Origin of the sequence: Amycolatopsis melonis, from assembly GCF_040064235.1 — a bacterium.
Classification (GTDB): domain Bacteria; phylum Actinomycetota; class Actinomycetes; order Mycobacteriales; family Pseudonocardiaceae; genus Amycolatopsis; species Amycolatopsis melonis.
Genome location: NZ_JBDZYD010000010.1, coordinates 171,288 through 196,255 on the forward strand (window position 1 = coordinate 171,288; position 24,968 = coordinate 196,255).

General features: G+C 71.8%; 22 protein-coding genes and 1 tRNA gene. 7 read left to right on the forward strand and 16 right to left on the reverse strand.

The window, feature by feature from the left end; genetic code table 11:
- Nucleotides 1–17: 17 nt before the first annotated feature.
- The 10 genes from ABJI51_RS26595 to ABJI51_RS26640 form a co-directional block, all read right to left on the reverse strand.
- Nucleotides 18–1,808, reverse strand: a complete 1,791-nt coding sequence (locus ABJI51_RS26595) for a sodium/solute symporter (RefSeq protein WP_348952629.1) — start codon at nucleotides 1,806–1,808, stop codon at nucleotides 18–20.
- Between the two features lie 30 nt (nucleotides 1,809–1,838).
- Complete coding sequence (locus ABJI51_RS26600) at nucleotides 1,839–2,363, reverse strand: hypothetical protein (RefSeq protein ID WP_348952627.1); 525 nt, start codon at nucleotides 2,361–2,363, stop codon at nucleotides 1,839–1,841.
- A gap of 13 nt (nucleotides 2,364–2,376) precedes the next feature.
- Nucleotides 2,377–3,210 (reverse strand): LytR/AlgR family response regulator transcription factor, encoded by an 834-nt coding sequence (locus tag ABJI51_RS26605; protein WP_348952625.1) that lies wholly within the window; start codon nucleotides 3,208–3,210, stop codon nucleotides 2,377–2,379.
- A gap of 89 nt (nucleotides 3,211–3,299) precedes the next feature.
- A complete protein-coding gene (locus tag ABJI51_RS26610) occupies nucleotides 3,300–3,653 on the reverse strand; it encodes a hypothetical protein (RefSeq protein WP_348952624.1) in 354 nt (117 codons plus the stop codon).
- A 2-nt stretch (nucleotides 3,654–3,655) separates the two neighbouring features.
- A complete protein-coding gene (locus ABJI51_RS26615; RefSeq protein ID WP_348952622.1) occupies nucleotides 3,656–4,117 on the reverse strand; it encodes a hypothetical protein in 462 nt (153 codons plus the stop codon).
- Between the two features lie 36 nt (nucleotides 4,118–4,153).
- Nucleotides 4,154–4,999 carry a S49 family peptidase gene (locus ABJI51_RS26620; protein ID WP_348952621.1) on the reverse strand — a complete coding sequence of 282 codons (846 nt, stop codon included), beginning with the start codon at nucleotides 4,997–4,999 and terminating at the stop codon, nucleotides 4,154–4,156.
- Between the two features lie 19 nt (nucleotides 5,000–5,018).
- Nucleotides 5,019–6,344, reverse strand: a complete 1,326-nt coding sequence (locus ABJI51_RS26625) for a histidine kinase (RefSeq protein WP_348952620.1) — start codon at nucleotides 6,342–6,344, stop codon at nucleotides 5,019–5,021.
- Nucleotides 6,345–6,592: 248 nt separating this feature from the next.
- Nucleotides 6,593–7,453: an Fpg/Nei family DNA glycosylase gene (locus ABJI51_RS26630; protein WP_348952618.1), complete on the reverse strand. Its 861-nt coding sequence runs from the start codon at nucleotides 7,451–7,453 to the stop codon at nucleotides 6,593–6,595.
- A 25-nt stretch (nucleotides 7,454–7,478) separates the two neighbouring features.
- Complete coding sequence (locus ABJI51_RS26635; RefSeq protein ID WP_003076880.1) at nucleotides 7,479–7,919, reverse strand: hypothetical protein; 441 nt, start codon at nucleotides 7,917–7,919, stop codon at nucleotides 7,479–7,481.
- Between the two features lie 103 nt (nucleotides 7,920–8,022).
- Complete coding sequence (locus ABJI51_RS26640) at nucleotides 8,023–9,579, reverse strand: sigma-70 family RNA polymerase sigma factor (protein ID WP_348952616.1); 1,557 nt, start codon at nucleotides 9,577–9,579, stop codon at nucleotides 8,023–8,025.
- A 188-nt stretch (nucleotides 9,580–9,767) separates the two neighbouring features.
- Here ABJI51_RS26640 and ABJI51_RS26645 point away from each other — a divergent pair.
- Together ABJI51_RS26645 and ABJI51_RS26650 are read left to right on the forward strand one after the other, a co-directional pair.
- A tRNA-Gly gene (locus ABJI51_RS26645) sits at nucleotides 9,768–9,840 on the forward strand.
- Nucleotides 9,841–10,025: 185 nt separating this feature from the next.
- Nucleotides 10,026–11,477, forward strand: a complete 1,452-nt coding sequence (locus tag ABJI51_RS26650) for an alkaline phosphatase family protein (protein ID WP_348952614.1) — start codon at nucleotides 10,026–10,028, stop codon at nucleotides 11,475–11,477.
- Nucleotides 11,478–11,489: 12 nt separating this feature from the next.
- Here ABJI51_RS26650 and ABJI51_RS26655 read toward each other — a convergent pair whose 3' ends face one another.
- The 4 genes from ABJI51_RS26655 to ABJI51_RS26670 all read right to left on the reverse strand — a co-directional run bounded on the left by ABJI51_RS26655 (nucleotide 11,490) and on the right by ABJI51_RS26670 (nucleotide 14,872).
- Complete coding sequence (locus ABJI51_RS26655; protein WP_348952612.1) at nucleotides 11,490–11,891, reverse strand: immunity 7 family protein; 402 nt, start codon at nucleotides 11,889–11,891, stop codon at nucleotides 11,490–11,492.
- Between the two features lie 33 nt (nucleotides 11,892–11,924).
- The gene (locus ABJI51_RS26660; RefSeq protein ID WP_348952610.1) at nucleotides 11,925–12,464 is read right to left on the reverse strand and encodes a DUF2716 domain-containing protein; all 540 of its coding nucleotides are present in this window, start codon (nucleotides 12,462–12,464) and stop codon (nucleotides 11,925–11,927) included.
- A 148-nt stretch (nucleotides 12,465–12,612) separates the two neighbouring features.
- Nucleotides 12,613–14,199, reverse strand: coding sequence for a serine/threonine-protein kinase (locus tag ABJI51_RS26665; protein WP_348952608.1), 1,587 nt, complete (start codon nucleotides 14,197–14,199; stop codon nucleotides 12,613–12,615).
- A 67-nt stretch (nucleotides 14,200–14,266) separates the two neighbouring features.
- The gene (locus ABJI51_RS26670; RefSeq protein WP_348952606.1) at nucleotides 14,267–14,872 is read right to left on the reverse strand and encodes a hypothetical protein; all 606 of its coding nucleotides are present in this window, start codon (nucleotides 14,870–14,872) and stop codon (nucleotides 14,267–14,269) included.
- Nucleotides 14,873–15,028: 156 nt separating this feature from the next.
- On the opposite strand from ABJI51_RS26670, the gene ABJI51_RS26675 reads away from it, so the two are divergent.
- From ABJI51_RS26675 to ABJI51_RS26695, 5 genes are read left to right on the forward strand one after another with little or no spacing between them, the layout of a single operon-like run.
- Nucleotides 15,029–16,354, forward strand: a complete 1,326-nt coding sequence (locus tag ABJI51_RS26675; RefSeq protein ID WP_348952604.1) for an alginate O-acetyltransferase AlgX-related protein — start codon at nucleotides 15,029–15,031, stop codon at nucleotides 16,352–16,354.
- Nucleotides 16,355–16,385: 31 nt separating this feature from the next.
- The gene (locus tag ABJI51_RS26680) at nucleotides 16,386–18,326 is read left to right on the forward strand and encodes a glycosyltransferase family 4 protein (RefSeq protein ID WP_348952602.1); all 1,941 of its coding nucleotides are present in this window, start codon (nucleotides 16,386–16,388) and stop codon (nucleotides 18,324–18,326) included.
- Nucleotides 18,323–18,865, forward strand: coding sequence for a hypothetical protein (locus ABJI51_RS26685; RefSeq protein ID WP_348952600.1), 543 nt, complete (start codon nucleotides 18,323–18,325; stop codon nucleotides 18,863–18,865). The genes ABJI51_RS26680 and ABJI51_RS26685 overlap by 4 nt, the downstream gene beginning before the upstream one ends.
- A gap of 2 nt (nucleotides 18,866–18,867) precedes the next feature.
- Complete coding sequence (locus ABJI51_RS26690; RefSeq protein ID WP_348952598.1) at nucleotides 18,868–20,673, forward strand: glycosyltransferase family protein; 1,806 nt, start codon at nucleotides 18,868–18,870, stop codon at nucleotides 20,671–20,673.
- A gap of 3 nt (nucleotides 20,674–20,676) precedes the next feature.
- The gene (locus ABJI51_RS26695; protein ID WP_348952596.1) at nucleotides 20,677–21,981 is read left to right on the forward strand and encodes an acyltransferase family protein; all 1,305 of its coding nucleotides are present in this window, start codon (nucleotides 20,677–20,679) and stop codon (nucleotides 21,979–21,981) included.
- A gap of 3 nt (nucleotides 21,982–21,984) precedes the next feature.
- Here ABJI51_RS26695 and ABJI51_RS26700 read toward each other — a convergent pair whose 3' ends face one another.
- Both ABJI51_RS26700 and ABJI51_RS26705 read right to left on the reverse strand, forming a co-directional pair.
- A complete protein-coding gene (locus ABJI51_RS26700; RefSeq protein ID WP_348952594.1) occupies nucleotides 21,985–23,604 on the reverse strand; it encodes an SAM-dependent methyltransferase in 1,620 nt (539 codons plus the stop codon).
- Entirely contained in the window at nucleotides 23,601–24,827 is a 1,227-nt protein-coding gene (locus tag ABJI51_RS26705; protein WP_431605647.1) for a DUF1707 domain-containing protein, read from the reverse strand. The genes ABJI51_RS26700 and ABJI51_RS26705 overlap by 4 nt, the downstream gene beginning before the upstream one ends.
- Between the last annotated feature and the right edge of the window lie 141 nt (nucleotides 24,828–24,968).

Sequence of the window (24,968 nt, forward strand, 5' to 3'; positions counted from 1 at the left end):
AAAAAATTTCGGACAAATCACTTGCGGTGTCGACCGCGCCCGGCGATCCGGGTCTTCTCCTCGGCCTGGCCGAACCGCGCGACCGCCCGGTCCCGCATGAAACCGAGCGGATCGGGTGCGTGCAGCCGCAGCATGATGTCGTGGACGTGCTCCGGACGGCCGTACCCGGTGACGCGGCTGACCAGGTACGTCGTCACGAACGCCACCGGCACGGTGATCAGGGCGGGCTGGCTGACGTACCAGGGCGCCCAGCCGCCGGTGTAGCCGCTCACGATGTCGAGCACCAGCGCGGCCAGCACCAGCCCGCCGCCGACGAACATCCCGGCCAGCGCGCCCGGCCAGGACAGCTTCCGCCACCAGATGCCCAGCACCAGCAGCGGGCTGAACGTCGACGCGGCGAGCGCGAAGGTCAGCCCGACCGACAGCGAGATGTCGCCCGGCCGCAGCCCGACCGCCAGCCCGATCGGGAACAGCGCGACCAGCCCGGTCGCCACGCGGAAGTCCCGCACCCGGCCGCGCAGCACGTCGGTCGACACGACGCCTGCCACGCTCACCAGCAGCCCGGACGTGCTGGACATGAACGCGGCGAAGGCGCCCGCGGCGGTCACCGCGCCGAGGATCTGGCCGCCGATCCCGGGCAGGATCGCCGAGGGCAGCTGCAGGATCGCCGCGTCCGTGTTGCCGGTGACCAGCAGTTCCGGGACGTACATCCGGGACAGCGCGCCCAGCAGCGTCGGGAACAGGTAGAACAGCCCGAGCAGCAGCAGGACGTGCACGGTGGTGCGGCGCGCGGCCTTGCCGTCGGGGTTGGTGTAGAAGCGGACCAGCACGTGCGGCAGGCCCATGGTGCCCAGGAACGTCGCGAACATCAGCGAGTACGTCTGGAGCAGGTCGGTGAGGCTGCCGGACCCGGGGTGCAGCCAGTCCGCGTTGTCCGCGACGGAGTCGCTGACCACGGGCACCGGCGTGCCCGCCATGAACTTCAGCTTGGTGCCTTCGGAAACCGTGTGCGGCGCCAGCGGCGTCCAGTGCGTCGGCCCGGCCGCCGGGCCGTTGTCGGTGCGGCCGTAGGCGTAGAGGTAGGTGTCCGTGGTGACGTGCAGCGTGACGTCGGTCCGCACGTCGACCGTGGTGTCGCTGGTGAACACCGGCGGTGCGGGCGCGCCCAGCGGGCGGAAGCCGTCCGGGCCGCCACCGGCGAAGAAGACCATGCACAGCACGAACGCGGGCACCGCGATGGCGAACAGCTTCAGCCAGTACTGGAAGGCCTGGACGACGGTGATCGCGCGCATGCCGCCGGAAATCACGTTGAACGCCACGAGGACCATGACCACGACGGCGCCCGCCCACGCCGGCATCGGCAGGATCGTCGCCAGCGTCAGGCCGGCGCCCTGCAGCTGCGGGACCATGTAGAGAATCCCGATGAACACCACGAACGCCGTGGAGAACCGGCGCAGGCCGATCGAGCCGAGCCGCATCTCGACGAAGTCCGGCAGCGTGTACGCGCCGGAGCGGCGCAGCGGTGCCGCGACGAAGAGCATCAGTGCGAGATAGCCCGTGGTGAAACCGATCGGGAACCACAGCGCGTCGGCGCCGTCCTTGAGCACGATGCCGGCGATGCCGAGGAACGACGCCGCCGACAGGTACTCACCCGAGATCGCGGCGGCGTTGCGCCGGGACCGCACGGTGCGCCGCGCGAGCAGGAAGTCGTGTGTGCTCGTGGCCGACCGCGAGGACCGGTGACCGAGGTAGGGCACCACCACGGCGACCAGCACGATGCCGGTCAACGCCCACGGGTTCAGCTGCACGGGGGAATCCTCGCACGACTCGGTGCGAACCTAGTTTTCGATCATGTCCACGAACGCGCGTTCGTTGCGTTCGGCCAGCCGGTTGTACCAGATGCCGACACCGAACAGGAACGGGAACGGCAGCACGCCGAGGATCAGCCAGGGCACCGGGATGCCTGCCAAGCTCGACCGGGCGAAGCCGGGCAGGAGGTGGAACAGCACCGGCAGCGAGCCGAACACGACGACGACGAGCAGCGCGAGCAGCACCGCCGTCCGCAGCTGCACCTTCACCAGGTGGTCCCGGACGAGCAGCTTCCCCCAGCTGGTCTGCTCTTCCAGCTCGACGCGGGCGCGCAGGGTGCCGGCGCCGCGGCGCGGGTCGGCGAGGATCACTCGCTCCCGCTTCGGTTTCGCGTGGTGTTCCGGCTTCGGCGGCGGCTCGGGCGCCGGCGGCAGCGGCTCGACGACGGCCCGGTCGGCAGGCTGCGGCAGCGGCCGGTGCCGGGCCCGCCTGCCGAGTGTCGGATCGGGTTCGCGGACGCCGTTCGCGCGGCGCTCGTAGAAGTCGTCGGACATGACCGGGCCCTGGTCAGCCGTTCCGGCCCGAACCGACCAGCCGGTCCTTCAGCGCGCGGGTGTGCCGCCTGCTGACGGGCAGCACCTTCTCCTCGTTGCCGATCACGACCTGGTAGCCGCCCTGGCCCATGCGCAGCTCGGTGATCAGCGGCAGCGCGACCAGGAACGACCGGTGGATCCGGACGAACCCGGCCTTCTCCCAGCGTTCCTCCAGCTGGGCCAGCGGGATGCGGACCAGGTGGCTGCCCTCGGTGGTGAACAGCCGCGCGTAGTCGCCCTGCGCCTCGACCCAGCGGACCGAGGAACGCGGGATGAGCTTGGTGGTGCCGGCCAGCTCGACGGGGATGACCTCGTCGTTGGTCTTCACCGGCTCGCCTGCCACCGCACCGGGCGGCGGCGCCGCGGCGGCGGCCAGCTTGTCCATGACACGCGAGATCGCGCGGTCGAGCCGGTCCTGCTGGTACGGCTTGAGCACGTAGTCGAGGGCACCGAGATCGAAGGCGTTCACGGCCTCCTCGGCATGCCCGGTGACGAAGACCAGGCACGGCGACGGCCGCAGCGCGGCGAACACCCGGGACATCTCCATCCCGGACAGCCCGGGCATGTCGATGTCGGCGAAGACGGCGTCGACGATCGGCAGGCCGCGGTCCTTGCGCTCGCGCAGCCGCGGGTCGTCGGTGGACAGCAACCGCAGCGCCTCGGAGGCGTCGATCGCCGGGAACACCTTGGCCACGTGCGGGCTGTTGCGCAGGCAGTGGACGAGTTCGTCAAGACCTCGCGGCTCGTCGTCCACAGCCAGGACCACGAGCTTCCGGGTGTCATCGTGAGCACTCACAGTGAAACGCATCCTGCCCATTGCCGACTGCAATGTCCAGCCCCCGTCTTCCGGAAGTGGTCAGTTGCTCGTTCAGTGCACGAGCGTGAGGCAGGTCAGGTTCACTCCGTGCCTTTCGGGTGACCGGTGCTCGCCAGGACCACCCAGACGATCCGCCTGTCCGGATCCGGGCAGTACCAGATCCGGCCGCCCGCAGTGACCTCGTACTGCCACTGATCGAGAGCCCGGCCACCGATCTCACGAGTGGCGAACGCACCTTTGAGTCTGTGCTGACGCGCCGGATTCTCCGGGGCCACCGGCCGTTCGGTCAGCACGATCCACGCTTCCCAGGTGTTGGACCTGGCTGCCTGGCAAAGGGCCTCCCAGCCCTTCGCCGCTTCGGAAGTCGCGAAGCGTGCTTCCCAGCCGCCTGGACGCGCGGGTGGCGCAACACGGTCGCCGCGTTTCGCGGGCATCGTCAGCTGTCCGTGGGGCCCGGAACGGGACCGAAGTCCTCGTCGATCGGACCGGAGAGCTTGCCAGCGAGTGCCGGGTCGGCGTGAATGGCTGCTGTGCTGCGCCACTCCGTGATCGTCTGCGCAAGGACCGACCACTGCCCCAGTTCCGCGGAAGCCTGGAAAGCGCGCGCGAAGTCCCGGACGAACTGCACCCGTTCGGCCTCCGGCAGGACGTCCACCCACGGGAACTCGTCGATGAGCGCGGCGGCCGCCACGTCGTGCGGCAGGTGCGACAGCACGTTGCGCAGCGCCCGGGCCGCCACCACGGAACCTTCCGAAGCCGAGTGCGCCCGGTCCTCCCTCGTCAGCAGCAGAGCGGCGCCGTCGCGGCGGCGGACCCGCACGTCACCCTCGTCGGCGAGCGCAGCAACGCTCTTGGGGTCGCGCTGCAGCTCGCTCCACTGCACCTCGGTGGTAGCCATACCTCAATTCTGAACTTTTTCAGAAGTCTTGGCAAGTCAGAGGCCGAAGCGGGACCAGGCCGCCTTCTGGGTCACCGCGTCCAGGACCGCCGATGCCGCGGCCGGGGCGCCGAGGCCGAGGCGGGCCAGCAGGGGCTTCTTCGGCTCGGCCACCGAGATCTCCGCGTCCGGGTAGCGCTCGGTGATGATCTGGCGGAGGCTGCCGAGGCCGTCGACCAGGCCCAGCTCGACCGCCTTCGCGCCCAGCCAGACGTCGCCGGTGAACAGGTCGTCGGAGTCCGCGAGGCGGTTGCCGCGGCGTTCCTTCACCCAGTTCACGAACAGCTCGTGGAGCTGGGTGTGCATCTTCTTCAGCCACTCGACGTCCTCGGGCTTCTCCGGCGAGAACGGGTCGAGCCGCGACTTGTTCGCGCCCGCCGTGTGCAGGCGGCGTTCGATGCCGAACCGCTCCAGCAGGCCCGTGAAGCCGAAGCCGCCGCTGATCACGCCGATCGAGCCGACCATCGAGGTCCGGTGGGCGTAGATCTCGTCCGCCGCGCAGGCCAGCCAGTAGCCGCCGGAGGCCGCGACGTCCTCGCAGAACGCCAGTACCGGCACCTTCTTCTCGTCGGCCAGCTGGCGGATCCGCTCGGCGACCAGCCCGGACTGCGTCGGCGCGCCGCCGGGCGAGTTCACCAGCAGGGCGACCGCCTTGAGCCGCTCGTGACCGAACGCCCTGGTCAGCGCCGATTCCACGGCGCCGAGGTTGATCGCGCCCCGGGCCAGCGGCGACGGCGAGGGGGTGATCACGCCGTGCAGCCGCACCACGGCCACGACGTCCTTGCGCTCGACCCGGTCGGCGAGAACCGGGATCCGCGAAGCCAGCTTGTCCGTAACGCTCATAACCCCAGGCTAGCCGGATTCAGCCAAGGGGGAGGATGCCCGAGCGCGTGCCGTTGACGCCGTTCACCTCGGCGCCGTTCAGCTGCGCCGGACCCGCCTGTGCCGGGACGTCGGCTTCGGCTGTGTGGTTCTCGGAGCTGTAGTCCGGCATGTTCGGCCGGACGCCCGGGACGAACTTCGGCACCCGCAGCGTCACCTTCATCCCGGCGCCGGGCGCGGTCTCGACCATCACCGCGTAGTCGCTGCCGAACACCTGCTGCATGCGCTGGTTGATGTTGCCGAGCCCGACGTGCGCGCCGGTGCGGTGGGCGCTCTTCAGCTCGTTGAGCCGCCGCGGGTCCATGCCGATGCCGTCGTCCTCGACGCTGATCAGCGCCTCGGTGCCGTAGTCCTGCGCGATCACCGTGACGCAGCCGCCGCTGGGCTTGCTGGCCAGCCCGTGCTTCACCGCGTTCTCCACCAGCGGCTGGATGATCAGGAACGGCACGACCACGCTGAGCACCTCGGGCGCGATCTTCATCCGCACCTCGAGCCGCCCGCCGAAGCGGGCGTTCTCGATCGTCAGGTAGCGGTCGATGTTGCGCAGCTCCTCGGCGAGCGTGGTGAACATGCCCGACGTCCGGAACGAGTAGCGCGTGAAGTCGGCGAAGTCCTGAAGCAGCTCTCGCGCCTCTTCGGGGTCCGTGCGGATGAGCGCGGAGATCGTGTTGAGCGCGTTGTAGACGAAGTGCGGCGAGATCTGCGCGCGCAGCGCCTTGATCTCCGCCTGCTGGAGCTGGTGCTTCGACTCGTCGAGCCGCGCCAGCTCGAACTGCGTGCAGACGAACTGGGCGACGGCGTCGGCCATCTGCACCAGCCTGCCGCGGGTCCGGCCGACGACGATCAGCGCGGCCTCGGTCTCGCCCTCCACCAGCAGCGGCACGATGACCGCGGTCTTCATCCGGCAGGTGCCGCGGTGGTTGCACGGCATCCGGTCGTGCGCCACGACCTCGCGGCGGTGCTTGCGGATGGCCGCGCCGATGGCGTCGACGAGGTCGACGTAGTGCTCGTTCGCCTCGCCGTCCCAGGACAGCAGCGTGCCCTCGCTGTCGGTGATGCCGACGGCGACGCAGTCGAGCATCTGCAGCAGCTGGGTGGTGATCTTGTCGGCGGCGTCCTCGTCGAGGCCCGAGCGGAGGTTCGGCGCCGCCTTCGACATCCGGTGCACCGCCTGGAGCATGGCGTCCTCGACCACGCTGGCCGGCCTGCGCTGTTTCACGAGCAGCACGATCACCGCGATGCCGAGCAGCACCGCGATCCCCCACGGAACGATCTGCGCAAGCGGGAACCCGGACACGGCGTCCATGCTCTGCGCTCGACCAACCGGGTGCAAGGCCTGATCCCACTTTCTGTCCAACTGTGATGACCGAGGGTGGAAGGGACCCTACCGAGAGTCGGAACCGGGCCGTCACGGTCACTGTCCGCAACACGCGGGCGGCGGCTTCTGTTCCACCCCTTCTGGCGAAAGAGGCAGGCCGGACGTGGTTTCGGCGGTCCGGACCCCGGCCTCGGTGACGCCCGGCGCAGCACGTGCCGCCGAACGGGCGAATCCGGCTACTTGAGCAGCCGCGACATCCGCCGGTCGGCCAGCGGCTTGCCGCCGGTCTGGCATGTCGGGCAGTACTGGAACGACTTGTCGGCGAAGGAGATCTCGCGGATCGTGTCGCCGCAGACCGGGCACGGCAGCCCGGTGCGCGCGTGCACGCGCAGGCCCGACCGCTTCTCGCCCTTCAGCCGCGCCGCCTTCTGGCCGACCGAACGCTCGACGGCGTCGGTCTCGATCTCGTGGATCGCCTCGGCCAGCACCTCCAGCGCGCCTTCGTCGAGCTTGCCGATGGTCGCGTACGGGGAGAGCTTCGCGCGGTGCATGATCTCGTCGGAGTAGGCGTTGCCGATCCCGGCGATGAGCGACTGGTCGGTGAGCGCCCACTTCAGCCGGGTGTTCTTGCCCGCGAACAGCTCCCGCAGCCGCGCGGCGTCCACGGCCAGCGCGTCCGGGCCCAGCCGGGCCACGCTCGCGATCTCCTGCGGGTCCTTGACGATCCACACCGCGAGGCCCTTCTTCGTGCCCGCTTCGGTCAGGTCGAAGCCGGGCCCGGTGGCCGATTCGAGGTGCACGCGCAGCGAGATCGGGCCCTTGCCGGGCTTGAGCGGCGCCGCGGCGAGGCCGTCGGACCAGCGCAGCCAGCCCGCGCGGGCCAGGTGGACGACCAGGTGCAGATCGCCGGCCACGACGTCGAGGTGCTTGCCGTGCCGGGTCGCGCCGGTGATCTCGCGGCCGTGCAGGTCCGTCCACGGCGGCGTCGCCGTTTTCAGCACGCTCAGCGACGCGACATCGATGCGGAAGATCGTCCGGCCGACGGCGTTCTCGCGCAGGTGGTGGGCCAGTGCTTCGACCTCGGGCAGCTCGGGCATGGCCTCAGTGTCCTACTCGACGGTCCTACTCGACGGGGTGCAACGGCCCGTCGAAGTCCGGCAGCGAGTGCCGCTGGATGGTCTTGGAGATCTTCTTGACCTCGCCCTGCACGGTGAACATGCCGCGGATCGTGCCGACCCAGCGCTCGGACGGCCGGTCGCCGGTCACGTCGCCCTCGGTCTCCGCGACCACCGTCCACGGGCGGCGCAGGATCCAGCGCAGCGGGAAGAACAACACCACCAGCAGCAGCGCCAGCAGCACCCACGCGGGGACGTTGACCTGGTCGGGCGTCCACACGACGAGGATGACGGCGAGCAGCGCGGTCACCACGATCATCGCGATCCCGGGTCCGTAGCTGCCCGCGACGTCGTGCTCGAAGTCGTCGGCCGTCGCCGGTGCCCGCCATTCCATCTGGGCACGGACCACCCAGTCGCGGCCGTCTTCGCCGCGTACCAGCCGGTTCATTCAGTAGCCTCCCGGGCCGCCCGCAGGGTGAGCGCTTCCACGGTACCGTGCCGGGCCTCGCCCGCGCGAGGGATGAACCGGACATCCCGCCCGCCGGAGTTGATCACTGCTGTTCGGAGCCGGTCGGCGTGCTGTCCGTCGGTTCGCCCGAACCAGTGACGCCGGACGCGCTGCCCGGGCACGGCTTCCCCGAGGTCGGGGTCACCGTCGTCGACGGCTCGGTCGTGGTCTCCGTCGGCTCGTCCGTGGGCTGGGGCTTGGCTTTCGCTTCGGTCGGGTCCGTCGGCTCGCCGGGCTTGCCGGTCGGCGACAGCTCGGGCGCCTCGCCGCTGTCCGGGGTGGTCCCGTCGCTCGACTCGGTGGTCATCGTCATGTCCGGGCTCGTCGTCGTGTCGAGCCGCGGGGACGTCTCCGGGTGGCTGGTCGTGCTGTAGGTCTTGGACGTGAGGTCGTCCCGCGGGGTGGTGCCGGTCTCCAGGCCGCCCTTCTCGCCGGCCGGGACGCCGGCGGGCGGCGGCACCTGCGGAATCTCGTTCACGGCGACCGGGTGGACCTCGGCCCGCGGCCGGACGACCGGGACCGGGGCGCCGGTGCCGCGGCCGTTGAGCACGCCGACGCCGATCCGCTGTTCCTGGTGGGGCTGCGGGGGCGGCTGGTGCACCTCGGGCGGCGGCACCACGATCAGCTCGGGTGCCCCGCCGGTCAGCCCGACGTCCTGCGCCGGCGTCGAGCCGAACAGCACCGGCCCGGCCGCGACGCCGACCGCGCCGACGGCGGCGGTCGACGCCAGCGCGAGCCCGATCTTGACCTTCGACCCGACCAGGACGCCCTTGATCGTCGCGCCGAGCCCGGCCAGCACCCCGCTGCCGCCCATCGACGCGGCGGCAGGCACCAGCAGCACCAGCACCCCGGCGTGCGCGCGCAGCGACGAGCAGACGTCACGCAGCTCGTCCTGGGTCGCCCGGCACGACGGGCAGCCGTGCAGGTGCGCCTTGATCCGCTCGGCCTCGGCGCCGGTGACGCTGCCCGCGGTGAACCCGCCGAGCTTTTCCACGACGGCGCGGCAGGAGTCCGGCCCGCGGTTCACCGAAAGGTGGGCCTGCAGGTACGCCGCACGCAGGCCCTGGCGGGCGCGGCGGGCCAGCGCCGCGGTGGCGTTCGCGCTCAGCCCGAAGTGGGGCGCGACCATGGCGGGCTGCTCGCCCTCGACCTCGGTCTGCCACAGCACGGTCCGCCAGCGTTCGGGCAGGCTGGTGAACGCGGTGGTGATCAGCGTGTGCTCGGCGGTGCGCGCGTGGGTGTCGGCACCCGCGCCGGCGCGGAAGGTCAGTTCGTCGTCGGAGACGGGGACGTCCCGGCGGGCACCGTGCCACTCCCAGGACACCCGGCGGGCGACGGTCAGCAGGTAGGCACGGACGTAGTCACGGGGGCCGGCACCCCGGCGGAGGGCCTGCAGCACGCGGAAGAAGGTCTCCGCGGTGATGTCCTCGGCCTCGGAGCGGTCGGCCGCCAGGCTCTGCGCGAGCCGTCGGACGGCGGCGGCGTGCAGCTCGAACAGCTCCCCGAACGCGGCGTCCTCGCCGTCACGGAGCCGTTGCAGCAGTGCCTGCTCGTCGGATTCCGAGGCCGCTGGTGGCGGCACCGTGCCCAGCTCGGTCATCCGGCCCGGCACCTCCTCCCCGAAGGTCTCCCCATTCGGTCGAATGGAGACACCATACGGAGGGAAACAGCCGTCGTCACCCCTTGTACGCCAGCTGTGACACCGAAGCACCGGGTCAGGGCACTGGGGTACCCCCCGTTCGGCGCGAATCAGCGTGGGTATAAAGTGTTCCCCATCAGCAAGGCAGTGCGGATGTAGCGCAGCTGGTAGCGCATCACCTTGCCAAGGTGAGGGTCGCGGGTTCGAATCCCGTCATCCGCTCAAGATCGAGAGCCGTTCCCTGGTCCAGCCGGGGAGCGGCTCTTTTTCGTGATCGCAGTCACAGACGGCGCTGTGACCTTCTGGCGGGGTTTGCGGCGGTTCGGCAGTCGTTTTCATCTCGTGTTCCGGGACCGTTCGCCGGAAGCCACCTCTTCGGGTGATCCTCGGCGGTGAGGGTGCTGGACATGACCGAACTGACTCGCCGTCGTGTTCTCGGCGGGGCCGCCGGGCTCGCCGCGGCCGCCACCCTCATGCCGCCGAACGTCCGGAAGGCCCTCGCGCAGGGCGCCCCGAAGCACGGGTCGCTCGAGGACATCGAGCACGTCGTGCTGCTCATGCAGGAGAACCGGTCCTTCGACCACTACTTCGGGACGCTGTCGGGCGTCCGCGGCTTCGGCGACCCGCACGCCGCCAAGCTGCCCGACGGGCGGTCCGTCTTCTACCAGCCGGATCCGCAGAACCCGGCGGGCTACGCGCTGCCGTTCCACCTCGACACGCACGCCACCAACGCGCAGAAGATCCCGTCGACGTCGCACGCGTGGCAGGTCCAGCACGACGCCTGGAACGGCGGCCGGATGGACAACTGGCTGCCGGCGCACCGCAAGGCCGACGGCAAGAACGGTCCGTACGTCATGGGCTACCACACGCGGGCCGACCTGCCGTTCCAGTTCGCGCTCGCCGAGGCGTTCACCATCTGCGACGCCTACCACTGCTCGGTGCTCGGCCCGACCTGGCCGAACCGGATGATGTGGATGACCGGCACGATCGACCCCGACGGCGAGCACGGCGGCCCGATCCTCGACAACAAGGCTCCCGCGGGCGGCTACACCTGGACGACGTACGCGGAGCGGCTGCAGGCGGCGGGCGTCAGCTGGAAGGTGTACGAGCAGGACGACACCTACGGCTGCAACATGCTGGAGCAGTTCGCGAACTTCCGGAACGCCCCGGCCGGCTCGCCGCTGGTCGTCAACGGCCTCACCCACCGGCCCGAAGGCCAGTTCGAGTACGACGCGCGCAACGACAAGCTCCCGACGGTGTCCTGGATCATCTGCACGTCGACGGCGTCGGAGCACCCGAACTACACGCCCGCCGAGGGCGCCGCGTTTGTCGCGTCGAAGATCGACGCGATCGCCGCCAACCCGGACGTCTGGGCCAAGACGGTGTTCATCCTCAACTACGACGAGAACGACGGCCTGTTCGACCACGTCGTGCCGCCGACGCCGCCGCCCGGGACACCCGGCGAGTTCGTCACGAAGACGTCCCCTGGCGGCACCCCCGGCAACGGCCTCCCGGTCGGCGCGGGCTACCGCGTCCCGGCGATCATCGTCTCCCCCTGGACCGCGGGCGGCTGGGTGTGCAGCGAGAACTTCGACCACACGTCGACGCTGCAGTTCCTCGAGAAGGTGACGGGCGTGCCGGAGCCGAACATCTCGGACTGGCGCCGCCGCACGTTCGGCGACCTGACCTCGGCGTTCCGCTTCCACGACCGCAGGGCGCAGCCACCGGTCCTGCCGGACACGTCCGGCCCGCTGACGCTCTCGCGCTACGAGCAGGCCCACCTGCCCGCGCCGACGTTCCCGGGCGCGGACCAGAAACCGCCGCGGCAGGAGCCGGGCGGGCGGCCGCGGGTGCCGTGAGTACGAGAGCGGCTACAGCTCGTAGACGTCGATGACCGTCGGGGCGACCGGGGTCAGGTGCGGGTCCTCGTGTTCCGTCACCTGGCCCCTGGCCATGCGGTACACGCGGAAGTCGTTGTCGTGTTCGGTGTCCTGGTCGTCCCAGACGTACAGCAGGCCGTACGAGCCGGGGGCCAGCTCGCCGACGCGGGTGAACAGCTCCAGCAGTTCCGGGCCGAGGCGGCCGCCGTGCTTGTCGAAGCCGCCGAAGTGGAGCATCGGCATGCCCGCGCTCCAGCGGAGGTCCACCAGGTCGAAGTCACCGGCGTCGCGGATCGCGCGGTGCACGCGGTCGACGAGGCGCTCCAGCAGCGCCGCGTCGTCGTCGCCGCTCGCGGTCGCCTGGATGGTCACCCAGCCGTGATATTCGAACACCCGCAAGACGGTAGCAAGAGATCAACGCCGCCTTCAGCGGGCCAGCGCGGACGGTTTGCCGTCGCGGCGCAGGACGTTCGTCAGCACGCCCTCGCCGAGCCGCTCGAACGCGGGCACCAGCTTCTCGCCGAACACGCACAGCGTCCGCTCCCACGGGTGGCCGAGCGTGCCGAACGAGAAGTCCTCGGCGAGGAACAGGTGGTAGTCCGCGCGCGGGAACACCGGCACCGGCCAGCGGGCGCCCTCGGTCATCAGGTGCGGGCGGACCAGGTAGGACTGGTGCTGCCAGTGCAGCGCCCACATCCGGTCGTCCGGCCCGCAGACCTCGCGGAACGCGGCGAGCGCGATGGCCGCGACCTGGTGCTCCTCGACGGCGTACGGGCCGAGCCGGAACTCGGCCGAGCCGCGGTCGAGGTTCCCCGGCGAGAGATCCCAGGTCCGCGACGGCGCCGGCTCCCGGAACCCGGGCCAGGCGTGGGCGTAGGTGCTCGGCCAGAACGCCAGCTTGTCGTACACCCAGTACCAGGCGGGCTCGTCCACGACGCGGGAGACGGCTTCCCAGGCAGCATTCACTGTTTCGACCTCGAGTCTGGCCAGGGACGGAAGAACACGCGAAAGCTTCGTGTTCGCTCTCCGGTTTGTCCAGTCGTCGCCCGCTCAGCGCGAACTGTGTCACTCGTCCGGGTGCGTTCGGTCAGGTGATCACCGCCGGCAGGCGGGCTCAAAAGACCAGGTAGCCCATGAGGAACTCCTTGGTCTTGCCCTCGCAGCCCGCCGACAGGGAGTCGAAGTGGCTCCCGCCCGCGTTGCAGCGGTAGATCGCGCGGGCCGACGCCCACGTCGGCGGGTTCGCGTAGGCGTAGCCCAGCAGGCCGATGACCTGCTGGCCCTCGCACTTGCCGCTCTGGTCGGTCGAGGTGAACCAGTCGTTCTGGCCGGTCACCTTGCACGCGTAGAACTTGCGCGTGCCGGGCTCGGCCGTGGCGACGAGCGAGCCGAACACGCCTTCCTTGGTGAAGCCCGGCGGCGGGCCGATCTTCTGGGTCGCGCTGAAGTGACCGCCGTCGGGGTGGTGGTAGCGGGTCAGCGGCACCATCACCGGCTTCGGCTTCTCGGGCTCGCCGCTCGACGGCGTGCTGGGCGGCGGCGTCACCGTGCTGGCGCCCGGCAGCACCGGCAGGCTCGCCGACGGCGGGACCGAAGACGCCGTGGTGGCCGTGGCCGACGTCGGGCTCGCGGTGGTGCCCGGCGCGGCGGACGTCGAAGGCGCGGGCGCCGACGCGGCGTTGGTGGCGTCCGCGGCGGCGACCGGGGTCGTGGTTCCGGGCTTGAGGAGGAAGATCGCGCCCAGCGCCACGACGACCGCGGCCGCCACCCCGGCGAGCACCAGCGGCAGGCGCTTCTTCCGCGGCCGGTCCCAGTCCACTGTGGTCGGTGACGGCGCCGCGACCTTCGCGGTCACCGGCTCGAAGACGACCGTGGGCAGCTCGGCCGGGTCGACCGCCTGCGTCGGCGCGTCGGTGATCGCCGTGCGGGCCGTTTCCAGCAGCCGCCGGACACCCGGCGCGCCGAGACGGTCCGAAGTGGACTGGGTGAGCAGCCCGCGCACGGCCTCGGCGAGCGGGCCGCGGCAGTGCTCGAACACCGGCCGGTCGTACATGATCGCGTGCAGGGTCGCGGCCGTGGTGGTGCGCTGGAACGGCGCCCGGCCCTCGGCGGCGTGGAACAGCGTCGCGCCGAGCGCCCACAGGTCCGACGCCGGCGACGGGCCGGCCCCGGCGAACAGCTCGGGCGCCATGTAGCCGGGCGAGCCCATGACCCCGCCGGTCTGCGTCAGGCGCGGGTCGTCCATCGCCCGCGCGATGCCGAAGTCGGCGAGCTTCACGCGGTCGCCGGGCAGCACCATGATGTTGCTGGGCTTGACGTCCCGGTGCACGATCCCGGCCGCGTGCGCGCTCTCCAGCGCGCCGAGCACCTGCAGGCCGAGCGCGGCGACGCGGTCGTTCGCCAGCGGCCCTTCACGGCCGACGACGTCGGCGAGGGTCGGCGCGACGACGAGTTCCATGACGATGAACGTGGCGCCGTGCTCGTGGACGACGTCGTACACCGTGACGACGCCGGGATCGTTGAGCCGGCCGGCGGTCCGGGCCTCGCGCATGACGCGTTCGAGGTTCGTGCCGGGCGGCGTGGCCAGTTCCTTGAGCGCGACCGGGCGGCCCAGCACCCGGTCTTCGGCGCGCCAGACGACGCCCATCCCGCCCCGGCCGAGCTCGGCCGAGATCGCGTACCGCCCCGCGACCAGTCTCATCGTCGCCCCCCTGAACGCTCGGGGCGATGCTAAGGGAGGCGCCGGGCGATCCCGGCGCCTCCCCTGCTCAGGCGGCGTCCCAGAGGGTCAGGAACGCCGACGCCTCACTGCGTGCCCATGGCCGCAGCCGTTCGCGATCGCGGTCGGACAGCTGGTACTCCTTCGCGCGGCGGACGTCGATGACCAGCGCGTGCCCGCCGGGCAGCACGTCCGGCATCGCCTGCTCCAGCACCCACAGCGCGAGCTGCGCCGAGTCCTTCGCCAGCGGCTCCTCCTTGAAGTAGAGCCAGGTCGCGTAGCGGCGGCCGTCGCTCTTGCGCAGCCCGATCTGCGGGCTGACGCCGATCTCCAGCTCCCCGATCCGGCACCGGCCCCGCCCGACCTCGACCAGCCGCGGCTGCCGACGGCCGAGGTACCGCAGCCAGCCCTCGGCAATCGCCGCGTAGTGCGGTTTCGTCCGCTCGTCGGCGGCGTTGACGAGGGCGCGCAGGGCGACCTCGTCCTGGTTCGCCGCCCGGCCGGACCGCACGGCGTTGGCCGCCCGCCGGTAGTAGTTGAACGCCGCCCGCGCCGGATCCTCGTACTGACGGCGCTGCCGCCGCACGAACGACGACCGCGACGGCCCGGAACTGGCGCTGTAGCCCACGAACGTGGACAGGGTGATGTAGGCCATGGCCCTGCCTTCCTCCATCACGCCCCCCGCGGGTGCGGGCGGCATCTCCCCTGGACAACGCCAATTTTAGAACATATGTACGACAGTTTTCGGCCGCTCGACGGGTGACGGCGGGTGGAAAACCGCTGCCCGCCCGGTCCCGTCTATGGTGGGAGCGTGTCGGTGCACCTGGACGGCGGAAAGCCGGGCAAGCGGGTCCGGCCCCTCACGGTCCACGAGGCCTGGCTGCCCAAGGACCACTCGATGTACCGGCCCCGCCACGGGCGGCAGCAGGTGGCGCTGATCTGCGCGATCGTGTTCTTCCTGTCCCCGATGGTGTCGCTCGGGGTGTTCGGCCGCCCGGAGGCGTTCGAGAACCACAAGCTGCACGACTTCCCGAGCCTGTCCGACGGCTGGGGGTTCTTCGGCGGGCTCAGCGCGTGGGCCACCGACTGGCTGCCCGGCCGCCAAGCCGCCGTGCAGGCGGAGGACGCGATCAGCCGCTCGGTCTTCGGCGAGCCGCCCGCGCTCGGCGCGCAGGCCGGCCAGCCGGGTGTCGGCCCGGTCGCGAACCAGCCGCCCTCCCGGCCGGAGACCGGGCCGACCCAGGGCCAGACCAACAGCAACTACCCACCGGTGGTCGAGGGCCGCGACGGCTGGCTGTACCTGGGCAACGACATGTACGCCAAGTGCAACCCGATCATCCCGACCGCGTCCGTGATCGACGAGCTGATCGGGCTGCGCCGGGCCGTCGAGGCGTCGGGACGGCGGCTCGTGCTCATCGTGCCGCCGGACAAGTCGGACATCTTCCCGCAGTTCCTGCCCGGCCAGTACGCCGGCAAGGACTGCGCGCCGGTGGCGGCCCGGACGATGTGGCACCGGCTGGACACCGAGGTCGGCTACCTCGACCTGCGGCAGCCCCTGCTCGCCGAGTCGCAGCGGCGGGGCGCGCCGATCTACTTCAAGCAGGACACCCACTGGCAGTTCCACGGCGGGCTGACCATGGTCCGGACCCTGGCCGAGAACCTCCGGCCCGGCGTGACGAGCACCTGGCGGACCGCGCCCAAGGAGACGTTCGACAAGCAGACCGACCTGCCGCCGCTGATCGGCCGCACCGGCACCGAACCCGCCGAGCTGGAGTCCCTCGCCCCGGACGGCGGCGCCGACCGCACCCGCACCTTCTTCGGCCAGCCGAACCTGACCCCGATCGAGCTGCGCAGCGAGCCGACCACGGGCACCGTCCCCGACAAGGTCGCGATGATCGGCGACTCCTTCACCGGCTTCGCCAACATGTACCTCGCCGCCGCGTTCAACGACATGACGATCATGCACTCCGACTACGTCCAGAACGACCCGGGCGCGGCCGCGGCGAAACTCGTCGACAGCGACGTCGTCGTGATCGAAATCGCCGAACGCAACCTCATCGGCGGGCAAAGCCCTATTCTGGCCCCGGCCGTGGTCAGGACGCTGAGCGAGCAGCTCGTGAACCATCCCCGGCGATGAGCGCGCCACCGCGCACGGACGAAGGAACAAGATGATCGAGCGGGAGCTGCCGTGGCTCGCCGGCGTGGACGCCGCCGGTGCCTCGGTGACCGGCGGCCGGATTTCGGTCGGCGGCTGGCTGGTCTCGCCTGCCGGCCCGGACGGCAGCACCATCCGGATCGGCGGGCAGGTCGCGCGGGTGCACTGGGAACGCGGCACCGCGGCCGTGCCGGGGGTCCCGGCGGACTGGCCGGTCTGGGCGTGGCGCGCGGAGGCCGAGGCCGCCCAGCCGGTCGGCGCGGAAACGACCGTCACCGCACCCGACGGCACCGAGCTCGCCCGCACGAGCGTCTGGCCGGAGAGCAGCCACCGCGAGCCCGCGCCGCTGGGTGAGATCGACTTCCCGGCAGCCGACGCCGAGATCGCCGGTGACCTCATGGTCGTCTCGGGCTGGCTGCTGCTCGACGGCAAGCTGCCCAGCCGCGTCGAGGTCGACGTCGAAGGCGCCCCGCGGCAGCGCGCGCGGCTCATGCTGCCCCGGCCGGACGTCACCAGCGCCCTGCCCGGCCAGGTCCGGCAGGCGGGGCTGAGCGGCTACGAAGCCCGCGTCGCCCTGCCGCAGGCCCCCGGCGAGAGCCGCAAGGTGGCCTTCCGGGTGCACGCCTGGACCCGCGACGGCCGCGAATGGACCTCCCCGACCCGGTACGCGACGCTGCGGCGGCGCCCGGTCAGCCGGCGCGACGCCGAAACCGTGCAGCGCTCGGCGGCGTTCACCGAAGAGCTGCTCGGCCGGGTCAAGGCGGCCGTCGACACCGACCACGTCCTGGTCGTCACGCACAGCCTGCGGGTCGGCGGCGGCCAGTTCTGGCTCAGTGAGCTGCTGCGCCACCTGGCGGGCCCGCACGAGCACAAGGTCACGCTCGTCTCGCCCGAGGACGGTCCGCTGCGCGCCGAGCTGGAAGAGCTGGGCGTCACCGTGCACGTCACCGGGCACCACCGCGTCCAGGACGCGGTCACCTACACCGCGTACGTCGGCGAGCTGGCCATGCTGGCCACCGCGACCGGCGCCGGGGTCGTGCTGGTCAACACGCTCGGCATGTTCGCCGGGGTCGACGCGGCGATGCGCGCGGGCCTGCCCGTGGCGTGGGTCATCCACGAGAGCTTCAGCCTGGAGGACTTCGCCTACCTCAACTGGGGCATGGACGCGCTCGACCCGCTGGTCCGCGAGCGCTGGGAACACTGCCTGTCCGACGCCGACGCGCTGCTGTTCGTCGCCGACGCCACGCGCGAGATGTTCCTGCCGTGGTCGCGGCCGCGCCGCTGCATCACCGTCCGGTACGGCATCGACCTCGCGCCTGCCAAGCAGGCGCTGTACACGGCGAAGGAAGACGTCCGCCGCGAGCTGGGCCTGCCCGAGCGGGCGACGGTGCTGCTCAACGTCGGGGTGAGCGAACCGCGCAAGGGCCACGCCCCGCTGCTGCTGGCCTTCGAGCAGGTCCGGACCACCCACCCGGACGCGCACCTGGTGATCGTCGGCACCCACGAATCGCCGTACTGCGAGGCGCTGCGGGACTACGTCGAGGCGGCCGGGCTGGGCGGCTCGGTCAGCCTGGTGCCGATCGTCCGCGATCCGCTGCCGTGGCTGCGGGCGGCGGACCTGTTCGTCAACAGCTCGGACATCGAGTCGCTGCCGCGCTCGATCCTGGAGGCCATGGCGTTCCGCGTCCCGGTGGTCGCCGCGGACGTGTTCGGCACCCGCGAGATCGTCACCGACGGCGAGAGCGGCTGGCTCTTCGTGCCGAACGACCTCAACGCGCTCACCGTCGGCCTGCTGCGGGCGCTGGACACCTCGCCCGCCGACCGCGAGCGGATCGCCGAGCGCGCGCTGGCCGGCATCGGCTCCTTCCTGGACTCCGCCCATTACGGCCAGGAGTTCTCCACCATCCTGAAAGGCCTCGCCCGAGGCACCGGTACCGAGGAACGGCACGCATGAGCTCCGAAGAAGGCCCGAACACCCCGGCTCCGCGCGACGACGAGCCCGTCGAGTACGCCGTGCCCGCGTCCGTCCGTGCCGAGCTGCTGCAGCTGCGGGCGGAGCGCTCGGTGCTGATGGCCGAGCGCGAACGCCTGCTCGGCAGGCTCCGCGGCGCCGACGCGGACCTGCGGGAAGCCCTGCGCGTGCAGGAACGGCTCGCCGAGGAGGCCCGCGCGGCCGACGACCTGCGCCGTCAGGTCGACGAGAGCTCCGAGGCCCGCGTCGAGCTGGACGCCCTGCGCCGCGACCGCGACCTCGCCCGGCAGGAGCTGGAGCGGACCCGGACCGAGCGCGACCAGCTGCGGATGGACCTGCTGCAGGCCGAGCTGGCCCTGCACGGCGCCGACCTGCCCGAGGCGGTGCAGCACGACGAGCGGGAAGCCGAGCAGCTGCGCCGCCGCGTCGCCGAGCTGACCCAGGAGCTCGAAGCCCACCGCCAGACCCTCAGCTGGCGGGTCACCGCGCCGCTGCGCACCGTGCGCCGGAAGACCCTCTGACGGTGGCCGATCCCCGACTCGTGCTGGCGTCCGCGCCGGGCGGCAGCGCGTTCATGGAGGAGCTGTTCGAGGTCGTCGCCGACGCCGTGCGGTCGGCGGGCGGGCGGGCCGAGACCCACCTCGGGCCGCTGCCCGAGGACGACGACGACACGGTTTTCGTCGTCGTCCCGCACGAGTACCTGGTGGTGCTGCCCGAGGCGCAGCGGCCGCGGCCGGACCAGCTGCGGCGGACGATCGCGTTCTGCGTCGAGCACCCCGGCACGCGGACCTTCGACACCAGCGCGAGCCTGCTGCCGCAGTTCGGCGGCGCGATGGACATCAACGCCGACTCGACCGGCGAACTGGTGCGCCGCGGGCACGACGTCCGGCGGTTCCAGCTCGGCTACACGCCGCTGTGGGACCAGTGGGGCGGCGACCCGGACAGCGTCCGCGACATCGACGTCACCTACCTGGGGACGGCCGAGCACCGGCGCTCGGCGCTGCTCGCCCGCGCCGCACGCGACCTGGACGGGCTCGACGTGCGGCTGCTGACCCCGCCGCACGAGCCGATGGTCAAGCCGCGGCCGGACTTCCTCATGAACCGGGCGAAGCACGCGCACCTCGCGCGCAGCCGGGTGCTGCTGAACCTGCACCGGGAGTCGTCGAAGGCACTGGAGTGGGTGCGCGTGCTGGAGGCCGCCTGCAACGGCTGCGTCGTGGTCACCGAACCCAGCCGCGACCTGGCGCCGTTCACCGCCGGACGGCACCTGGTGGTGGCCAGGGAGACCGTCGTCGGCGCGGCCACCGCGGCGCTGCTGCGTGACGGCGAGCTGGAGCGCTCGATCCGCACCGAGGCCTACCGCTACGTCCGCGAGGAACTCGACATGGGCCCGTCGGCCCGTCAGCTGCTGGAACTGGCGGCGGACCTGGCGGAACGGCACCCGGCCCCGGCCCGGTCGGACCGGCCGGTGCGCCCGGCACCGGCGGTGGCCCGCCCGGCCGAGACGCCGCTGGCCGTCGACACCCCGAGCTGGGATCCCCGGTTCCGCGGCGAAGCGTCACTCGGCGCCGATCCCGGACCGGACCGCCGGCTCGCGGCCCGGCTCACCGTGGAGCGGACCGAAGCCGCGCGGCGCACCGAAGACGTCGTCTGCACGCCGGCGGCCCTGCCGCTCGCGCCGAGCGCCCCCGAGCGCGTGCCCGATCTCGACGTGCTGATCGTGCGGCGGGCGGGCGATCCCGGCGTCACCGCGCTGGTCGACGACCTGGCGCGCGGCACCGCGGTGCCATCGCGGGTCCTCGTCTGCCAGGACGGCACCGCCGAACCCGCCGGGCCGAAGCCCTACGACCTGCTCCACCACCCGCTCGCCCGTGGCGCGGGCTACGCGTACAACCGGCTGCTGGCCGAGTCGCGCGCCGACCTGCTGCTGGTACTGGACGCGGGTATGCGATGCTCACCGCACCTGGTGGCCCGCCTGCTGGCCGCGGTGCGCGGGGGCGCGGACCTGGCCCACTGCCCGGTCGCGGACCCGGCCGCCGGCCTGGTCGGCGCGCTTCCGCCGGAATCGCGGCGGCTGGCCCGGCTGCCCTACCTCGGCAGCGGCTACCTGGTGCGGCGGACCGTGCTCGAGCGGATCGGCGGCTGGCCGGACGACCCGTGGCTGGAGGGACTGGAACACCACGGGGTGTGGCGGGAAGTCGCCGCCCGGGACGAACGCACGGCGCTCGTGCAGCAGATCCTGCTGTCCCGGGTGGTGCCCGATCCGCCGGCCCGGCCGGTCGACCTCGATCCCCAGCGCGCCTGGGCCGCGACGAACGCGAAACGGTAGGACATGGACAGAACCGAGACGACGGACGTGCTGCCGGCATTCACCGGCGAGCTGCCCGGACGGCCCGAGGAACCGGCGAAGCCCGCCGCGAAGGACGACCGCGGCCCGCTGCCCGCGTTCATCCCGCAGCTGACCGGGGTCCGCGCACTGGCGGCGCTGTGGGTGCTGGCCTTCCACTTCCGCCCCGAGCTGGTCTCGTCGTTCCCGTTCCTGGGCAGGCTGGCCCCGCTGTTCGACGCCGGGTACCTCGGCGTGGACCTGTTCTTCGTCCTCAGCGGGTTCATCATGACCTACACCCACCTCGACCGGATGTCCGAGCCGTGGACCCCGCGCAAGGCACTCGGCTTCCTCTGGCTGCGGCTGAGCCGGATCTGGCCGGTGATGTTCCTCGTCCTGCTCGGCTGGGCGCTCTACCGCGCGTACTCGCTGCAGGCGAACAACGACGCTAGCCTCCAGGCGGCCGCCAGTCCCGCGCGGTTCCTCGAGCACGTGCTGCTCATCCAGGGCTGGTTCATCGAACCGGACCAGTGGAACCCGATCGACTGGTCGCTGAGCGCGGAATGGCTGGCGTACCTGGTGTTCAGCGTCGCCGTGGCGGTGCTGGCCAAGATGCTCAAGACCGTGCGCGTCCGCTCGCTCGTGCTGTGCGCCCTGGTGTCGGTGTTCCCGATCGTCGCGATCGGCCTCACCATGGAGGACGGCAGCGACCTGCTGCTGTTCCACAACGCGCTGGTGCCCGGGATGATCCCGCTGCGCGTGCTCACCGAGTTCTTCGGCGGCGCGTTCACCGCGCTGATCGTGCTGCGGTACGGCCGGTCCGCGCGGCTGCCGTGGTTCCTGCGGCCGACCGTCGTGTTCGTGGTGATCGTCGCGGTGATCTTCCTCGTGCACCACTTCGACCCGTTCCGCCGCTTCAACATGAACCTGGACTGGCGGATCAACGGCCACATCATGTGGGGCTCGGCCGAGACGGTAGTCGTGGTGCCGCTGTTCCTGCTGCTGATCGGCGGGCTGGCGATCAGCACCCGTGAGCCGTCGGCGTGGCTGCTGCGCACCCGGCTGCTCATCTGGGGCGGCAAGGTGTCGTTCGCGCTCTACCTGGTCCACTGGCTGGTGATCGACGTGATGCGGCACGTCATCCAGACCAAGCTCAAGCTCACGGACATGCCGACGAGCTGGGAGTACCGGCTGATCGTGCTCGGCTTCCTCGCGCTGACCATCGGCATCGCGCACGTCCTGCACCGCTTCTTCGAAGAGCCGACGCGGCGGGCGATGCGGCGGATGCTGCCGGAGTCGATGCGCGCCTGAGGCTCAGCGGCCGGACGGTTCGGCGAGCCGGACCGTCCAGGCCCTGGTCAGTTCCGCGGTCCGCTCGGCCAGGTATGCGGGATCGCACCGGCCCGCCTGGCGGACGGCCTGGAACCGCGCCTCCGACGGCACGACACCCAGCACTGCCGCCTCGGCCAGGCCGAGACGCGCGCAGAGGTCGCGCACGACGTCGCCGACGGTGTCTCCGTCGCCGTGCCCGCCGCGGGCCAGTTCGTCGGCCGTGATCAGGATTCCGCGGGCCAGGACGTCGTCCGCCGAGCAGCCGTCGACCGACCATTCGAGGTCGATCGGGACGAGCCCGGCCGGGGTCACGAGCAGGTTCTGCGGGGTCAGGTCCCACAGCCGCGGACCCAGTTCACCCGCTTGCGACAGCAGGAACTCCCGCCAGCGGCCGAGCAGTTCCGTCCGCCGGGCCGGTTCGTCGCGCACGACGTCGAGCACGGTCGGGGCGTCGACCACTTCGTCCACTGTGGACACGATGCGCACCCCGTGCGCCGCAGCCGGGTGCGTGGCCAGCGGCGTCCGGCGGACCCGCAGGCCGGCACCGCTGCGCTCGACGACCGATCGCGTGCAGAAGTCGGCCGCCCGGTCGGTGCTGAAGAACGCGGCCAGCGTGTCCGGCGGCCAGAGCTTCGGCGCACTGTCCTTTCCGGCCAGCAGCAGTAACGAATTGCCGTGCTGGGCGGCCAGTCCGGCGTCGACCAGCTCGGCCCAGACGCGCTCCTCGGCCACGACCCGCTCGCCGCCGCCCGCCCAGTCGGGACTCGGGAACCCCGGCAGCCGCTTGGCCAGCCGCGGGTTCGCGGCGAGCAGTTCGTCGGTGAGCACGGCCCGCGTCAGCTTGTAGTCCGGGAAGGCACCGAGCACGGCCGTCCCGGTGAACCCCGCCCGCTCGACGAGACCGGTGAGCCGCGCGCGGGAGAACGTCCGCGCCACCCCGCCGGCCGGGTAGCCTGCCACGCCGTCCCACGGGATGCCCGTGTGGTCCTCGGCCGCCCCGCAGAGGTACTTGACGCCCAGCTGGTTCTCGATCGCGAGCACCAGCGTCCCGCCCGGCCGCAGCCGGGCGTGCGCCGCGCGCAGGAAATCGGTGTAGACGGCGTCGTCGTTGCTGCCCCCGCCGACGTATTCGAGCACGCCGATGACCACCACGACGTCGTACGCCTCGGCCGCGGGGACGTCCTCGATCCCGCCGACGAAGACCTCGACGTCGCCGAAGTCCCGGGTCCGGGCCCGCGCGCCGCGTGCCCGGCTCGCCACCGGCTCGACGGCGTCCACCGACCGGCAGCGCTCCGCCAGGTAGCCGGTCACCGCGCCGGTCCCGCAGCCGATCTCCAGCACCACGGCGTCGGCGGGCAGGTCCAGCGCCCGCAGCACGTTCGCGCGGCCGTGGTCGAGGTGGTAGCGCTCCGGCCAGGTCCGCGCCGCCAGCGTCAGCTCGTCGCTGAGCGAACTGCGGTCCTGCGCGTTCTCCAGCAGGGCGGTGACCAGGTCCTCGGCCCCGTCGGAGTAGTCCGAGACGCCGGTGGACAGCACGGTGCAGCCGTACTCGTCCGGCTCGGCACCGGCCCGCAGCGGCGTGGTCACCTGGACACCGGTCACGAGTTCGGAACGTTCTCCAGCATCGCCTTCATGACGCCCTGGAACTCCTTCGTCACCGCCGTGTCGGTGGCGGGCGCCTGGTTGACGTCCACCCGGATCACCGCGGCACCCGAGACGTACACGGCACGGTAGGTCGTGTGGTCCGGCAGGACGGCCTTGAAGACCGCGACCGACTGCGGCAGCCCGGCGTGGTCGCTGACCGTCTGCAGGCCGGTGCTGGCCGCGGGCCGCTGCAGCGTCTGCGCCAGCCGGTTGGCGTCCGCGACGCTCTTGGTGTTCACCAGCAGCACCGTGTAGTCGAACGGCGTGTTGCTGGACGCCTGGCACGTGACGTACGCGGAGCCGGCGGCCTTGATCGAGCTGGCCTCGGCCGCGTTGAGGAACTCCTTCTGCACGGCGTCGTCGACGCTCATCGTGCCGTTCTTGTCGCTCGCCTTGCCGGGCATCGGCGGCACCCGGGTGGGCGCGACGCTCGGCGGCGGCGGGGTGGTGCTCGGCGCCGCCGACGTCGGGGCGTTCGTCGGGCCCGCGGTCTGCGTCGAGTCGCCGCGCAGGCCGAACCACCAGATGGCGAAGCCGGCGAGCAGCACGACCACGACGGCCGCGACGATGCTGAGCACCTTCTTCTTGCCGGAGCCGCTCTTGGTCTCGAAGTAGGACTCCGGGCCCTGGCGCATCCAGCTCAGGTCGTTCGGGTTGTGCGCCGACCCGGTGTCGTCGGCACCCCACGGCGGCGCGGCGGCCGCCGGCGGCACCTGGTTCCAGCCCGGCTGCGCGGGCGGCTGCTGCGAATAACCCTGGTAGTTGGGCTGGAAGTCGCCCGTGTTGCGGACGACCTGGGTGCGCTCGGGGTTGTCGTCGGCACCCGGCTGCGGCGGCGCGAAGCCGCCCGGCGGCGAGAACGGCTGCGCCTGCACGGGCGGCACGTACGCGGTGGCGTTGGGGTCGCCGGGGCGGCCCTGCTGGGCCTGCCAGGAAACGGCCTGCGTGCGCTCGGCGTCGCCCGGCTGCGGCGTCGGCTGGGGTGTCCCGCCCGGCGGGCTCACCGGGGCGATCACCTGCGTCGCGTCGGCGTTCGAAGCCGGCTGCTGCGGTTGCTGGTCCTGCACGCCCACGGCCGAGGAAAGCACCTGGTCACGGCGCGCCCGGTATTCGTCGGCGGACAGCTGGCCTGCCGCGAGCTCCTCGTCCAGTCGCCGCAGCTCCTCCTGCCAGGACACCAGGAGCCCCCTTATTCCGGTCCGATCGGCCGACCGCCGGCCGGCCGACACACTTGGCCTGTTCAACGACACGCATATTGTGCACTTCGAAGTGGTCCGACCACCCCGCGGGTCGTTTTGTGACCCGGCGTTCGAGGGCGTTGC

Coding starts and splice junctions, on each gene's coding strand:
- ABJI51_RS26600 (WP_348952627.1), bottom strand. CDS start 2,363: ATGTCCGACGACTTCTACGAGCGCCGCGCGAACGGCGTCCGCGAACCC.
- ABJI51_RS26605 (WP_348952625.1), bottom strand. CDS start 3,210: ATGCGTTTCACTGTGAGTGCTCACGATGACACCCGGAAGCTCGTGGTC.
- ABJI51_RS26610 (WP_348952624.1), bottom strand. CDS start 3,653: ATGCCCGCGAAACGCGGCGACCGTGTTGCGCCACCCGCGCGTCCAGGC.
- ABJI51_RS26615 (WP_348952622.1), bottom strand. CDS start 4,117: ATGGCTACCACCGAGGTGCAGTGGAGCGAGCTGCAGCGCGACCCCAAG.
- ABJI51_RS26620 (WP_348952621.1), bottom strand. CDS start 4,999: ATGAGCGTTACGGACAAGCTGGCTTCGCGGATCCCGGTTCTCGCCGAC.
- ABJI51_RS26625 (WP_348952620.1), bottom strand. CDS start 6,344: ATGGACGCCGTGTCCGGGTTCCCGCTTGCGCAGATCGTTCCGTGGGGG.
- ABJI51_RS26630 (WP_348952618.1), bottom strand. CDS start 7,453: ATGCCCGAGCTGCCCGAGGTCGAAGCACTGGCCCACCACCTGCGCGAG.
- ABJI51_RS26635 (WP_003076880.1), bottom strand. CDS start 7,919: ATGAACCGGCTGGTACGCGGCGAAGACGGCCGCGACTGGGTGGTCCGT.
- ABJI51_RS26640 (WP_348952616.1), bottom strand. CDS start 9,579: ATGACCGAGCTGGGCACGGTGCCGCCACCAGCGGCCTCGGAATCCGAC.
- ABJI51_RS26650 (WP_348952614.1), top strand. CDS start 10,026: ATGACCGAACTGACTCGCCGTCGTGTTCTCGGCGGGGCCGCCGGGCTC.
- ABJI51_RS26665 (WP_348952608.1), bottom strand. CDS start 14,199: ATGAGACTGGTCGCGGGGCGGTACGCGATCTCGGCCGAGCTCGGCCGG.
- ABJI51_RS26670 (WP_348952606.1), bottom strand. CDS start 14,872: ATGGCCTACATCACCCTGTCCACGTTCGTGGGCTACAGCGCCAGTTCC.
- ABJI51_RS26680 (WP_348952602.1), top strand. CDS start 16,386: ATGATCGAGCGGGAGCTGCCGTGGCTCGCCGGCGTGGACGCCGCCGGT.
- ABJI51_RS26685 (WP_348952600.1), top strand. CDS start 18,323: ATGAGCTCCGAAGAAGGCCCGAACACCCCGGCTCCGCGCGACGACGAG.
- ABJI51_RS26695 (WP_348952596.1), top strand. CDS start 20,677: ATGGACAGAACCGAGACGACGGACGTGCTGCCGGCATTCACCGGCGAG.